This window comes from Frankia sp. CcI49, from assembly GCF_001983215.1.
Lineage (GTDB): Bacteria > Actinomycetota > Actinomycetes > Frankiales > Frankiaceae > Parafrankia > Parafrankia irregularis.
Map to the genome: position 1 here is coordinate 188,282 of NZ_MOWP01000014.1, position 13,833 is coordinate 202,114.

General features: G+C 70.6%; 10 protein-coding genes. 4 read left to right on the forward strand and 6 right to left on the reverse strand.

Translation table 11 applies throughout. From position 1 onward, the window contains the following. Positions 1 to 204 precede the first annotated feature (204 nt). From CcI49_RS12695 to CcI49_RS12705, 3 genes are all read right to left on the reverse strand, one after another. The gene (locus CcI49_RS12695; RefSeq protein ID WP_076826861.1) at positions 205 to 1,299 is read right to left on the reverse strand and encodes an amidohydrolase family protein; all 1,095 of its coding nucleotides are present in this window, start codon (positions 1,297 to 1,299) and stop codon (positions 205 to 207) included. A gap of 203 nt (positions 1,300 to 1,502) precedes the next feature. Further along, a complete protein-coding gene (locus tag CcI49_RS12700) occupies positions 1,503 to 1,874 on the reverse strand; it encodes a hypothetical protein (RefSeq protein ID WP_054565426.1) in 372 nt (123 codons plus the stop codon). 397 nt (positions 1,875 to 2,271) lie between these two features. Beyond that, positions 2,272 to 3,204: a LysR substrate-binding domain-containing protein gene (locus tag CcI49_RS12705; RefSeq protein WP_054564909.1), complete on the reverse strand. Its 933-nt coding sequence runs from the start codon at positions 3,202 to 3,204 to the stop codon at positions 2,272 to 2,274. Between the two features lie 91 nt (positions 3,205 to 3,295). On the opposite strand from CcI49_RS12705, the gene CcI49_RS12710 reads away from it, so the two are divergent. The 4 genes from CcI49_RS12710 to CcI49_RS12725 all read left to right on the forward strand — a co-directional run bounded on the left by CcI49_RS12710 (position 3,296) and on the right by CcI49_RS12725 (position 8,401). Continuing rightward, on the forward strand, positions 3,296 to 4,000 hold the full coding sequence (locus tag CcI49_RS12710) for a succinate dehydrogenase cytochrome b subunit (protein ID WP_076826691.1): 705 nt from the start codon (positions 3,296 to 3,298) through the stop codon (positions 3,998 to 4,000). Position 4,001: 1 nt separating this feature from the next. Continuing rightward, a complete protein-coding gene (locus tag CcI49_RS12715) occupies positions 4,002 to 5,966 on the forward strand; it encodes a fumarate reductase/succinate dehydrogenase flavoprotein subunit (protein ID WP_054564911.1) in 1,965 nt (654 codons plus the stop codon). A gap of 223 nt (positions 5,967 to 6,189) precedes the next feature. Then, positions 6,190 to 6,933: a succinate dehydrogenase/fumarate reductase iron-sulfur subunit gene (locus CcI49_RS12720; protein ID WP_054564912.1), complete on the forward strand. Its 744-nt coding sequence runs from the start codon at positions 6,190 to 6,192 to the stop codon at positions 6,931 to 6,933. Positions 6,934 to 7,135: 202 nt separating this feature from the next. Further along, positions 7,136 to 8,401 (forward strand): FAD-dependent oxidoreductase, encoded by a 1,266-nt coding sequence (locus CcI49_RS12725; RefSeq protein WP_083749480.1) that lies wholly within the window; start codon positions 7,136 to 7,138, stop codon positions 8,399 to 8,401. Between the two features lie 236 nt (positions 8,402 to 8,637). Here CcI49_RS12725 and CcI49_RS12730 read toward each other — a convergent pair whose 3' ends face one another. The 3 genes from CcI49_RS12730 to CcI49_RS12740 form a co-directional block, all read right to left on the reverse strand. Then, positions 8,638 to 9,891, reverse strand: coding sequence for a hypothetical protein (locus CcI49_RS12730; RefSeq protein WP_076826695.1), 1,254 nt, complete (start codon positions 9,889 to 9,891; stop codon positions 8,638 to 8,640). 98 nt (positions 9,892 to 9,989) lie between these two features. Next, positions 9,990 to 11,729, reverse strand: coding sequence for a DUF4012 domain-containing protein (locus tag CcI49_RS12735; RefSeq protein ID WP_241840040.1), 1,740 nt, complete (start codon positions 11,727 to 11,729; stop codon positions 9,990 to 9,992). 224 nt (positions 11,730 to 11,953) lie between these two features. Beyond that, positions 11,954 to 13,789 (reverse strand): polysaccharide biosynthesis tyrosine autokinase, encoded by a 1,836-nt coding sequence (locus CcI49_RS12740; RefSeq protein WP_076826697.1) that lies wholly within the window; start codon positions 13,787 to 13,789, stop codon positions 11,954 to 11,956. Positions 13,790 to 13,833 lie beyond the last annotated feature (44 nt).

Below are 13,833 nucleotides of genomic sequence, written 5' to 3' on the forward strand. Positions count from 1 at the left end.
GCTCCTCGGTGCCGCCGCACCGCCCGCACCGCGCGACCGCACCGCCCGCCCGCACCGCGCGACCGCACCGGACCGCACTGCGCGACCGCACCGCCCATCCGGGCCAGAGCCCGCACCGGCTACAACGAGTGGCCGGGCCCGAGGTTCCCCGGGCGCAACCCGGCCAGGTCAGACCGCCCGCCAGGCGATCCGCCAGACCGCCCGTCAGACCACCCGACCGCGCAGGACGACCAGCTCCGGGGCGCGCAGCACGCGGACGTCGGCGGTGGGGTCGGCCGGGTACACCACGAGATCGGCCGAGGCGCCCTCGTCCAGGCCCGGTCGGCCCAGCCAGCGGCGGGCGTCCCAGCAGGCCGCAGCGAGTGCCGCGCGGGGCGGGAGCCCGGCGGCGACGAGCTCCGCGACCTCCTCGGCGACCAGGCCGTGGGGCAGCGAGCCGCCCGCGTCCGTGCCGGCGTAGATCGGGATGCCCGCCTCGAAGGCGCTGGCGACCGTGTCGTACCGGCGGGCGTGCAGGTCACGCATGTGCCGGCCGTAGGCGGGGAACTTCGCCTCGGCACCGGCGGCGATCTGGGGGAAGGTCGCGATGTTCACCAGGGTCGGCACGATCGCGATGCCGCGCTGGGCGAACAGCCCGATGGTCTCGTCGGTCAGCCCGGTCGCGTGCTCGACGCAGTCGATGCCGGCGAGGGCGAGATCGACCAGCGAGCTCTCGGCGAAACAGTGCGCGGTGACCCGGGCTCCGGCCGCGTGGGCGGTCTCGATGGCCGCACCGGCCGCTTCCGCCGGCCAGCAGGGCGCCAGATCGCCCTGGGCCCGGTCGATCCAGTCGCCGACCAGCTTGACCCAGCCGTCCCCGCGGCGAGCCTGCTCGGCGACCTCGGCCGCGAGATCGCCCGGCTCCACCTCGGCGGCGTAGCCGCGCAGGTAACGCCTGGGGCGGGCGATGTGCCGGYCGGCGCGGATCAGCCGCGGCAGCTCCGGCCGCTCGTCGATCCACCGGGTGTCCGACGGTGATCCCGCGTCGCGCAGCAGCAGGGCGCCGCTGGCCCGGTCGGTGAGGATCTGCTCCTCGGCGGTCCGGGCGTCGGTGGCGCCGGTGGAGACGAGCCCGACATGGCAGTGGGCGTCGACCAGGCCGGGAACCGCCCAGCCCGAGACGGTCCGGACGTCCCGCGCCGCGGCGCCGACCGGCGCGGTGAAGGTCACCCGCCCGTCGACGACCCAGAGGTCGTCCCGCACGTCCTCGGGCCCGACGAGAACCCGCCCGGTGATCCGCAGTGTCGGCGTGGTGGTCACGCCACCATCCTTCACCCGGGTCGGACCGCCACCATCACCGCGCCCGCCCGGTAGCCCGTGTTCGGCGAGTCGCAAGAGTGAACGATTTCGGCCGTTCCAACGACCACGATCCTTCTTTCTTGCGGGTCGCCAGGCAGCCCTGCGCCCCTTTTGTGCCCCTTGAGGAGAATTTTCGGCGCCGCCTACGTGGTCCGGTCCGGGGCTCAGATGTCGAGGGACGACTCGATGGTGCGCAGCCGGTGCCGGGCCATCGCGAGGTTGGCGCGCGACTTGTCGAGGACCAGGTAGAGGAACAGCCCCCGCCCGGTGTGGCTCTGCAGCAGGCGGATCAGGTGGTACTGCCGCCCGAGGGTGATCAGGATGTCCTCGACGGTGTCGGCGAGCCCCAGGCTCTCCATCGTCCGGATCTTCGCCCGGATCAGGTCGGTGTTGCCGGCGGCGGCCACCTCCAGGTCGAAGGTGTGGCTGCTGCCCAGGGTGCCGAGGGTCATCCCGCTGGTGAAGTCCACCAGCGCGACCCCGATGGCGCCCTCGGTGGCCATCGCCTCCTTGAGGGCTACGTCGACGCTGTTCACAGTTCCTCCCGCACGAGTCTCCCGAGCGTTCGGAGCATCACGCTCCGAGAGCTCCCACGAGCTTTCCGGCTGCGCCACCGCGGCCACCGCTGCCACCGCGGCCACCGCGGCCACCGCGACCTTCGACCGCTCGGTCCGGGTGTTCTCCGCCCGCCGGCGCATCCCGGCCCACAGGCCGATGCGCTCGGCCCGATCGCCGAGCACGGTCACGTCCACGCACCCACCTTCGGGTGCACGAACCCGTCACCCACCGACAAAAGCTCTGATCTCGGCAACGCTAGCCAGGTCCGGATCACCCACGAACGGCAATGATCACAATTGAACGAAAAATCTTACCGTATGGCGTAAGCCCGCGGCGGTCAGCCCGCCGGCAGACGGACGACCCGCCACCACACGGTCAGCCCGGCAGCAGATCGGTTCCAGGCGGGAGGGTTCCGGCCGCGGCCGTGCTCTTCAGGTAGGCCCGCAGGCTGCGCCGCAGCTCACGGGCCGCCTGCGGCGGCTCGACATCGCGCCGGTGCGCGAGCCCGATCGTCCGGTGCAGGCCCGGCGGGGCGAACGAGGTGCTGCGCAGCCGCTGCCGCCGGGCGACCATGCTCGGGATGACGGCCGCGCCCAGACCGGCCTCGACGAAGCCGACGACCGCGTCCATCTCCCCGCCCTCGATGGCGAACGTCGGCTCGAACCCGCCCAGCCGGCAGGCCCCGACGGTGAACTCCCGCAGGTCGTAGCCGCGGCGGAACATCACCAGTGGCCGCCCGCGCAGGTCGCCCACCCGCAGCTGGCCGTCCCGTGCGGGTGGCGGCGAGTTCTCCGAGGTGACCAGGACGAGGTCCTCGCGCAGCAGCGGAGTCGTCGACAGCGCCGGGTCTGAGCTGTGCAGCGGCAGGATGATCAGCGCGAGGTCCAGGTTCCCCTGCGCGAGGTTACGGACGAGGTCACGGGAGCCGCCCTCCTCGACGATCAGCCGGATACCCGGGTACTCTCGATGGAAGGCGTAGAGCACGTCGGGCAGGAAGCCGGTGCACAGGCTGGGCGTCGCGCCCAGCCGGACGGTGCCGGTGCGCAGGTCCAGCAGCTCCTGCACCTGGCGGCGGGCCGTCTCGGTGTCGGCGAGGATCCGACGTGCCAGCGGCAGCAGGGTCTCACCCGCCACCGTCAGTGTGATGTTCCCCCTCATTCGGTTGAAGAGTGGACTTCCGAGCTCCTGTTCCAGGGCACGGATCTGTTGCGAGAGGGAGGGCTGCGCCACGTGCTCACGCTCTGCCGCATGAGTGAAATGCCTGGTCTCGGCGACGGCGACGAAATACGCAAGCTGATGAAGCTGCACACCTAAGAGTAGCCGAGGATAGGCAGAGGCTATCGAGCTCAGGTCCATCATGTCTTGGACCACTCGGGAACTTATCCCTAGGGTTCGCAGCGTGGCTGTAACGAACGACGCGCGGCCTACGTCCCCCGTAGGCATCTTCTGGCGGTCGACCATCGGCAAGAAGGCCGTGATGGCCGTCACCGGAGCAGTGATGCTGCTCTATCTACTCGTCCATATGCTGGGCAACCTGAAGATCTTCTTCGGTCGCACCAGCTTCGACGAGTACGCGCACTGGCTGCGCACGATCGGCGACCCCGCGCTCCACGGAGCCTGGTTCCTCTGGATCATGCGGGCCGTCCTGACGGTGGCAGTCGTGCTGCACGCGACGTCGGCCTACCAGCTCAGCCGGCGTGACCTCAAGGCCCGGCCGCAGAAGTACTCACACCGGCAGCGCCTCGAGGCCAGCTACGCCGTGAACACGATGCGGTATGGCGGCATCGTCCTCGCCCTGTTCATCGTTTACCACCTCCTCGACTTCACGGCTCTGACGCTGAACCGCAACGGAGTCGAAGGCGCCGCTTACGACAACGTGGTGTCCAGCTTCTCTGTGTGGTGGGTCACACTTTTCTACATCATCGCCATGCTAGCGCTCGGACTACACATCCATCACGGATTCTGGAGCGCTGCTCGTACCCTCGGCGTGCACAGCGCGGCACGGGAGAAGAACCTTAAGATCGCCGCGACCGTTCTGGCGGTTCTCATCGCGGCGGGCTTCATGGTCGTTCCCATCGCCGTGCTGGCCGGATTGGTGGACTGAGATGCCTGAGACGACGTCTCTCGGCTCCGGTGGAAGCGCCTACTGGACAGTTGGCGACGACATCGCCGACACCGCGGCACCCGACGGTCCGATCGAGACCCGCTGGGACCGCCGCAAGTTCTCCGCCAAGCTGGTCAACCCCGCCAACCGCCGCAAGCACACCGTGATCGTGGTGGGCACCGGCCTCGCCGGCGGCGCGGCCGGCGCGACGCTGGCCGAGCAGGGTTACAACGTCATCCAGTTCTGCTTCCAGGACTCGCCTCGGCGCGCGCACTCGATCGCCGCGCAGGGCGGCATCAACGCGGCGAAGAACTACCGCAACGACGGCGACTCCGTCTACCGGCTGTTCTACGACACGGTCAAGGGCGGCGACTTCCGCGCCCGCGAGTCGAACGTCTACCGGCTCGCCCAGATCTCGACGCAGATCATCGACCAGTGCGTCGCCCAGGGCGTGCCGTTCGCCCGCGAGTACTCCGGCCTGCTCGACACCCGCTCCTTCGGTGGTGTGCAGGTCCAGCGCACCTTCTACGCGCGGGGCCAGACAGGCCAGCAGCTGCTGATCGGCGCCTACCAGTCGCTGTCGCGCCAGATCGACGCCGGCAACGTGGAGATGCACCCGCGCACCGAGATGCTCGACCTGATCGTGATCGACGGCAAGGCCCGCGGCATCGTCGCCCGCGACCTGGTCACCGGCAAGATCACGCCTTACCTGGCGGACGCGGTCGTGCTCGCCACCGGCGGCTACGGCAATGTCTTCTTCCTCTCCACGAACGCCAAGGGCTCCAACACCACGGCGACGTGGCGGGCGCACCGGCGCGGCGCGCTGTTCGCCAACCCGTGCTACACGCAGATCCACCCGACCTGCATCCCCCGTTCCGGGGAGTACCAGGGCAAGCTCACGCTGATGAGCGAGTCGCTGCGTAACGACGGCCGCATCTGGGTGCCCAAGCAGAAGGGCGACACCCGCTCGCCCGACCAGATCCCCGAGGCCGAGCGCGACTACTACCTGGAGCGGATCTACCCGGCCTTCGGCAACCTGGTCCCGCGTGACATCGCGTCGCGTGCGGCGAAGTACCAGTGCGACGACGGCCGCGGTGTCGGCCCGGGTGGCCTCGGCGTGTACCTCGACTTCGCCGACGCCATCAGGCGCATGGGCGAGGACAAGGTCCGCGAGAAGTACGGCAACCTGTTCGAGATGTACGAGCGCATCACCGGCGAGGACCCCTACAAGGTCCCGATGCGGATCTACCCGGCCGTCCACTACACGATGGGCGGGCTGTGGGTCGACTACGACCTGCAGAGCTCCATCCCCGGCCTGTTCGTCGTCGGCGAGGCCAACTTCTCCGACCACGGCGCGAACCGCCTCGGCGCCAGCGCCCTCATGCAGGGCCTGGCCGACGGCTACTTCGTGCTGCCGCCCATGCTCGGCAACTACATCGCCAGCACCAAGCTCGGCTCGGTCAGCCTGGACGACCCCGCGGTGACGTCCGTCATCGGCGATGTCACCGGCCGGCTCGGCCGCCTGCTGGAGATCAACGGCGACCGCACCCCCGACTCGTTCCACCGTGAGCTCGGCGAGCTCATCTGGGACGAGTGCGGCATGGGCCGCACCGAGGCGGGTCTACGCAAGGCGCTCGCCCGCATCCCGGAGCTGCGCGAGGAGTTCTGGCGTCGGGTGAAGGTGCCGGGCGACTCCGGCGAGCTGAACCAGTCGCTGGAGAAGGCGAACCGGATCGCGGACTTCCTCGAGTTCGGCGAGCTGCTGTGCATCGACGCCCTGCACCGGGCCGAGTCCTGCGGCGGTCACTTCCGTGAGGAGAGCCAGACCCCGGACGGCGAGGCACTGCGCGACGACGAGCACTTCGCGTACGCGGCGGCGTGGGAGTACACGGGCGGGGCCCCGGTGCTGCACCGGGAACCGCTCCAGTTCGACTACGTCCACCTGGCCCAGCGCAACTACTCGTGATCCTCGCTGCCGGCCGTCGCCCGGCCGCCCCCGTCGGGGCGGCGCGGTGGCGGCCGGCTCCGGGGGCACCCGCTCCGGGGGTTACTCCGGGGGCACCAGCCGCCTGTGCATCCGCCCCTGCCCCTGTTTCCTGCCATCCGCTTCCACAGCGCCGCAGGCGGCGCGATCACGGACGTCCGCACGCCGCGCGACGAGCCACACAGCACTCGAAGGAGCCCCGACCGTGAACCTCACCCTTCGGATCTGGCGGCAGCGCGGCCCGGAGGACCGCGGTGCCATGGTCACCTACGAGCTGGCAGACGTCAGCCCGGACATGTCGTTCCTTGAGATGCTCGACGTGCTCAACGAGCGGCTCATCCTCGAGGGCGAAGACCCGGTGGCCTTCGACCACGACTGCCGCGAGGGCATCTGCGGCATGTGCGGCATGGTCATCAACGGCCAGGCGCACGGCCCGCGGGACCGGACGACCACCTGTCAGCTCCACATGCGCGAGTTCGCCGACGGCGACGTCATCGACGTCGAGCCGTGGCGTGCCGCCGCCTTCCCGGTGATGCGCGACCTGGTCGTCGACCGTTCCGGTTTCGACCGGATCATCGGATCGGGCGGTTACATCTCGGTCGTCACCGGCAGCGCCCCCGAGGCGCACGCGACGCCGGTGCCGAAGCCGATCGCCGACGCCGCGTTCGACAACGCGACCTGCATCGGCTGCGGTGCCTGCGTGGCGGCCTGCCCGAACGGCTCGGCGATGCTGTTCACCTCGGCCAAGGTCACCCACCTCAACCTGCTGCCGCAGGGCGCCCCGGAGCGCGAGAGCCGGGTGCGCGACATGGTCGCGCAGATGGACGAAGAGGGCTTCGGCGGGTGCACGAACACCGGCGAGTGCACCGTCGCCTGCCCGAAGGGCATCCCGCTGACCAGCATCGGCAACCTCAACCGCGAGTACCTGCGGGCCCTGACCAAGCGGTAGCCAGCCGCACCCGCGGTCGCACCCGCACAACCCCCGCCCACGGGCGGCGGCCGGCACGTTCTGTGCCTGTCGCCGCCCGTGGGCGGGCCCTTTTGGGCCAGCTCACCCGGGCCGGACGGCTGAACCGCCCGCGCGGGGGAACATCTGGGGCGTGGACCCTCGTCCCCCGTCTGGTTTGTCTGTTGATCCGCGCCCGGATCAGGTGGCGGTCGTCGGTGCCGGCATGGTCGGCCTCTGCACCGCCTGGTACCTGCAGGAGCGCGGTGTGGGCGTCACGGTCCTCGAACGTGACCGGGTGACGCCCGGTCCGGTGCACGGCGGCGCCGGTGCGTCCTGGGGCAGTGCCGGATGGCTCACTCCGGGCCTGGCCACCCCACTGCCCGAGCCGGCGGTGCTGAGCTACGGGCTGCGGATGTTCCTGCGCCCGGACTCCCCGGTGTTCCTGCCGCCCGCCGCCGACCCCGTTCTCGCCCGCTTCCTCACCGGGTTCGTCCGGCACAGCACCCAGGCCCGCTGGCGCCGGGCGATGCGCGCCCTCTCGTCGCTCACCCAGCGCAGCCTGGAAGCCTTCGACGAGCTCGCCGACGGCGGAGTCGCGGCACCGACCAGGGCAGCCGCCCCGTTCCTGGCCTGTTTTCAGGACCGGGCCGGCGCCGAGGCGTTCCGCACCGAGCTCGACGAGGTGCGCCACTGCGGCCAGCCCGTCGACGCCGAGGATCTCGACCCGCTGACGGCTCGGGACCTGGCACCGCTGCTGTCCGACCAGATCACCGACGTGATCCAGATCCACGGCCAGCGTTACTGCGATCCCGGCCGGTTCGTGGCCGCGCTGGCCGACGCCGTGCGCGAGCGCGGTGGGGTCATCCGGGAGGGCATCACCGTCGACAAGGTCATCGACCTGGGCTCCCGGGTGGTGCTGACCATGGCCGACCATGYCAGTCCGCCGGTGCGGTTCGACGCGGTGGTGCTGGCGGGCGGGGCCTGGCTGTCACCGCTGGCGGCCCGGTTCGGCGTGCGGACCGTCGTGCAGGCCGGGCGCGGCTACAGCTTCAGCGTCGCGGTGAAGGAGCCGCCCACCGGGCCGCTCTACTTTCCCGCCGCCCGGGTGGCGTGCACACCGATCGGCGCCGAGCTGCGAGTCGCCGGAATGATGGAGTTCCGCCGACCGGACGCACCGCCCGACCCGCGCCGCATCGACGCGATCGTCACGGCCGCGCGCAGGCTGCTGCGCGGTGTCGATCTCGATGCCCGCGCCCTGGAGTGGGTGGGGCCACGGCCATGCACCCCGGACGGGCTCCCCCTCATCGGGCCGACGCTCTCGCCGCGGGTGCATGTGGCCGGGGGGCACGGCATGTGGGGCATCACCCTGGGGCCGATCACCGGCCGGCTGGTGGCGGAGACGCTCGTCGACGGGCGCCTGCCCGCCGAGCTGGCTCCGTTCGATCCGCTGCGCCGCGGTTCCCGCTGACCGGCGCCGACGGCTGGCATGGCGACGGGCCGCCCGCGCTCTACGCGGGCGGCCCGTGCCTTTCATGGGTGGCACCGGATGCACCGTGAATCAACCAACGGTTCCGGTTGTCCTGACCACGGCCCGTGGCCGCGTGTCCGCGCCACGGCTGCGGACGATCGTCCTCAGTCGCCGGGTTGGATCATTATTCCACCCTGGGGATGTGGTCTCTGTCCCCCGCTGGTTGTCCGTCCAGGTCAGCCCTGCACCCGGCCGGCCAGCCGACGCCGCCGGGCGGCAACCCGGAGGAGGACACCGCCACCGAGCAGCGCGATCGCGATCGACATCATCGCGCCGGTCTCGACACCGGTGAAGGGCAGCGCGCCAGCACCAGCACCAGCACCGGCACCGGCCGCACCGACCCCGGCTCCACCGACGCCCACGCCGACGACTCCACCAGCGATGATGCAGTCACCGTCCCGGCGCCGGTCCTTGTCGTTGAACAGACCATCCTTGTCGTTGAAGCGGTCGTCCTTGTCACCATCGGCCAGCGGAGTCACCACCGGGGCGGCAAGGCCGTCACGGTGCACGCGGTCCTTGTCGTTGAAGTCCTTGTCGTTGCGGATGTTCTTGTCGTCGAAGTCCTTGTTGCGGTCCTTGTCGAAGTCCTTGTTGCGGTCCTTGTCGAACCCGTCACCGAAGCAGGAACCGTTCCCGTCCCGGAACCGGTCCTTGTCGTTCCGGTCCAAGCCCCAGCGGACCCAGTCGCTGATCAGATCAGCCGCCACGATCGGGTCGATCCCACCCTGGCCGAGACCGATGACGGTGACCTTGGCGGTGACGACCCGGGTCTTCTTCCACGGATGGACGACGGACGCGAGCCCACCCGGCGAGTCCTCGGCCGGGCTGTCCACCGCGGCGGGTGGCTGGACGTCGCTGGTGGTCGGCGGAACGTCGACCACCGGGCCACCGGCGTCCGGACCGCCGAACGATGCGCCGTCGACGGGCAGATCGTCCGCCGGCGGCGTCCCCTCGTCGTCGAAGTCGTCGTCGAACCCGTCACCGAAGCCGTCGTCGAACTCGTCGCCGGCCGGGTCAGTGAACGTGTCGCCGCCGGCCGAGTCGGAGAACTCCTCGTCGTCTGCGCCGAACGCCGTCGTGGGCCCGCCCGCCACGCCCACGCCAGTGAGAATGTGGGTGCCCACGGTGCCGGGTGTGATCTGCTGGCTAAAGCGCCCGGAGCCGTTGACGAAGGCCGAGATGGTGCTGATTCCGTCGATCTGAATGTCGACTGATGTGTTCGGCCGGAATCCACATCCACTGAAGGTCGTGTGCTCACCCAACAGGAGAAGGGATTTGGTGACATGACCTTCCCCGCTGTCTCCGGCACAGGAGACAGGTGGGTAGGGCGTGTCCTTGTCATCGAATGCCGTCGCCGGAGAAGCCGGCAGCGCAGCGAGCGCCAGCCCGCCGCCCGCTACCAGCGCGACGCCGAGAGTTCGGAACTTCATTCAGATACTCTCCCTGCGGGTGATCAGTTCAAGCAGTCGGATGATTGACTACAGGGAGACTACAGAGAGTTACTCTCCGTGTCTACGACCCGCAGCCGTCATCCAATAACTCTCCGTGACCACGGTCGCTCCACAGGAAGCCCCTCTACCACGAGGCGCTCAGGAAACGTCAGAGGCTGACTGCGGAGAGTCAGTACGGGTCCGGCCGAAGGCTCCAGTACCCGGACCCGCAGCGTCCGAGTCTGCTCCCGGTCAACCGTCAGATAGCTCGACAGGACCGGGCGTCCCTTCTCCTCCCCCACCGCCAGCGAGATCGGCTTCCCGTCGACGCTGGCATCGACGAGCACGCTCCCGCGCCCGGTATAGAGAGAGATCCAGATGTTGTTCTGCGCCCCTTCATTACGCCAGCCGGGGATGTCGACGTCTCCGCGGTTGCGGACGTAATCGCTGAGACCCTCCGGGGCGGCGTTCGTCAGCGAAACAGTGATCGTCGCAAGTCCGGTTCCGTCCGGACGGCGGTCGATGCGGTACTCGGTACTGCGCCGTAGCCAGAAGTCGAGCTTGCTCGCCGACGCGTTCTGGGTCACCACTCCCAGGAAAGGCCCGGGAACATCCAGCAGCGCCCCGCCGAGTGCGGTCGTCGAAAGCGTCGCCTCCTCCTCGGCGTGGTTACTTGACACCAGCAGGCGCCCTTCGCCGGCAGCGCGCGCCAACGCCCGGAGAAGTTTCGCGGTGTCGCCCGCCGAACCCCCACCGGTAATCACGGCCTGATAGACGGCTTCCCCGACCGAGGCGAAGAACTCGTCACGCCGGTCGAGATCGTCGATCTGCGCATAGACCCGGGACTCGACCAGTTCGACCAGCTGATCCGCCGGCACCGTTCGGCCGTCCGGCAGGACCGCCGGGCCGGTCACAGCCAGCAGGTAGGCCAGGGTCGTCGGATCGAGGCTGATCGTCCCGTCCACCGTCGCACCGGTGCCGGCGCGGTAGAGCGCGGAGTAGAGCCGCCCCGCCGTCGGATAGTCCGGCGTCAGGTTCGCGTTCGCCCACACCCGGGCCGGCCAGAACTGGCCGTAGCGGGTCGCGAACTCCGCGGGCAGTTTCATGGCCGGGAGCTGTTGTGTCGGACCGCCCGGCAGGTTCCCGTTACCGGAGATGTCGTCGAGCTCGAGCCGGCCACGGGTGGCCGTCAGCACGCCGAACCCGCCGATGATGCCGCCGTTCGCACGTGACTCCGCCGGGTTCTGCACAACCAGCAGGTAGCGGCGCTGCCCGCTGGCGCCGAGCAGGTCCGGGCCCAGCCGGGTGGCGAGCACCAGGGTGTCCAGGACGCCGTGCAGCTTCTCGCCGGTCGCGGCCGCCTCGCTCCGGGCCGCGTCGACGCCCAGCTGATCACCGAGGCCGTCGCAGGGCGACACCCGCCGCACCGCGTTCTCGAACGAGGTGACCGCCACTCGCGCCCGCTCGGCGGGAACCCGGGCCGAGGCCAGCGCCGTCACGTTGATCGCCGTACCCGACCGCAGGGTGCTGGGGTCCAACCGGTTTCCCAGCTCGACGACCGGCCCCAGCGCGTTCGTCGCCACCCCGTCCAGCGCGGCGGCGAGCGCTGCGCTGGAACGCAGCGGGCAGCCCGCGAACGGGAGATGCCCGGCCAGCGACCACAGCGGGTCGGACGTCAGCGACCGGGCCGAGCTCGTCCGCGCGACGATCTCGTCCATTGTCCGGCGCAGGTCCGCCGCCCCGGGGACAGCGCCGCCCGAAAGCGCGGACTGCAGCCCGGTGATCTGGGCCCGGGCGGCTTCCAACTGCGACCGGGCGAGCAGCCCTCGCACACCCACCCAGGCACCGGCAGACACCACCACGGCAAGCAAGGCGGCGGCCAGGATGAACCGTCGCCGCGGGTGTTGCAGTCGGCCCCGGCCGCCTCTCGGGCGTCCGGGGCCGTCCCCTCCCACCGGCTCGCCCACTGGCCTTGCCGTCTCCCGCACCGGCGGCGCGGTCCGCGCCGCCGGCGGTGCCGACGGCGCGGACGGCTGCTCCGCTCCCCCCGTCGGCCGCTCCGTCACCGGCCCGCCGGGTGGTCCGGATAGTCGGCCGTGCCGTAGGCCAGCGGCGCCGTGGGTTCATCCGGCTGCCGTTGCGCGGCGATCTCGACCGCCGGGGAATCCTCGGCGCTCACCTGATCCGTCCCCTCCGCCGCCGACGACGACGTCGCTGGCTGCGTGGACGGCTGCGGGGCCGAACGCGGCTTTGATCGGGAGCCTTTACGGCCGCCGAGCCGGCTGTCAGCATCGACCGCGGCCCTGGTCGCCGCCTTGCGCGCAGCCGCCGTCGGCTTGGCGGCGCGGCCGTCGGCCACCCGGGTGTCGGCCGGCCTGCCATCGACCGGCCTGCCGTCGGTCGGCCTGCCATCGGACGACGACGTGCCCGCCGCGGAGGTGGCCCGGGCCCGGCCCTGGGCCGGGATGGCGGGCGACGACTCGTTCGGGAAGCCTGCCTCCCCGCGGGAACGCAGGTGCCGAGGATGCGGGGCGTAGGTTTCGTAGCTGCCGTAGTAATGAGAGTTCGCGCCCTTTGTCGGCATCATCGTGAGCACGGTGCCGAGCAGGTTCGCGTCCACCGCCCGCAGCGCCCCGACCGCCCGGCGGAGCTGCTCGCGGCGCGTCCGGCCCGTACGGGCGACGAGCAGCGCACCATCCACCCGGGTGGCCAGAACGGCGGCGTCCGTCACCGGCAGCAGGGGCGGCGTGTCGATCAGGACGATGTCGAACCGGCTGTCGAGAACCTCGAGCAGCTCGGCCATGTTGCGCGAGCCGAGCAGCTCACTCGGGTTCGGCGGGACGGGGCCGCTGGGCAGAATCTCGACCCGTCCGTCACCAACCCGGCCCTCGCCCCAGGGCTGGAGCACGTCGTCCAGCTCCGCGGCGCCGATCAGCACCGACGTCAGCCCCGCCGCGGACTCGATTCCCAGGTACTCACCGAAGGACGGTCGCCGCAGGTCGCCTTCGACCAGGCACACGCGCGCCCCACCCTGGGCGAGGGCGATCGCGAGGTTGCAGACGGTCGTGCTCTTGCCCTCCTGCGCGACCGAGCTGGTCACCAGGATCGACCGCGGGCCGGTGTCGATGTTGACGAACTGCAGGTTGGTGCGGAGCTGGCGGAAAGCCTCCGCGCGCCGCGAGTGAGGACTGAGGTGGACGATCAACGGGTGGCGGCTGGCATCCGAGTCGTAGCCGATCATGCCGAGGGTCGCGGCGCCCGTGATCACGCTCGCGTCGGAGTCCCCGCCGATGCTGGTGTCGAGACGGTGCCGGCCGATGCCGGCGGCAATCCCGACGATCACGCCCAGGAGCAGGCCGATGACCACGTTGCGGACGGGCTGCGGAGAGATCGGTGCGGTCGGCGCCTTGGCTCGTTCCCACACCCGCACATGCACCGACGGCGGCTCGTCCTCGGACGGCCGTTCGATCCGCTCGACCGCGGCGGAGAAGGCCTCGCCGACACTGTCCGCGATCAACTTCGCTCGCTGGGGGTCGGCGTCACGCACGACCGCCCGCAGCAGGACGGTGTCCGGCACGGCCTGTGCCTCGATCCGCGCACGCAGATCAGCGGGGCTTTCCGCCAGGTGGAGCCGGGCGATCACATCACTCGCGACCCGCTCACTGGCGACGAGGTTGGCGTACGACTTGACCCGTTGCTGCGAGAGTAGCCCGCCCTGGTACGCGCTGGCTGCGTTCACGGCCTCGTCGGAGGAGGAGACCACCATCGTCACCGAGGCCGCGTACATCTTCGTCTGACGCCAGCTGGCCGTCGCCGCGAGCAGACCGCCCAGCAGCACACACGCCAGCACAAGCAACCAACTTCGACGCAGGACGTGCACATATTCGCGCAGTTCCACTCGTCGACCGCCTTCCCGGGAAGCTCACCCGAACACTCACCGTG

Coding starts and splice junctions, on each gene's coding strand:
- CcI49_RS12715 (WP_054564911.1), top strand. CDS start 4,002: ATGCCTGAGACGACGTCTCTCGGCTCCGGTGGAAGCGCCTACTGGACA.
- CcI49_RS12730 (WP_076826695.1), bottom strand. CDS start 9,891: ATGAAGTTCCGAACTCTCGGCGTCGCGCTGGTAGCGGGCGGCGGGCTG.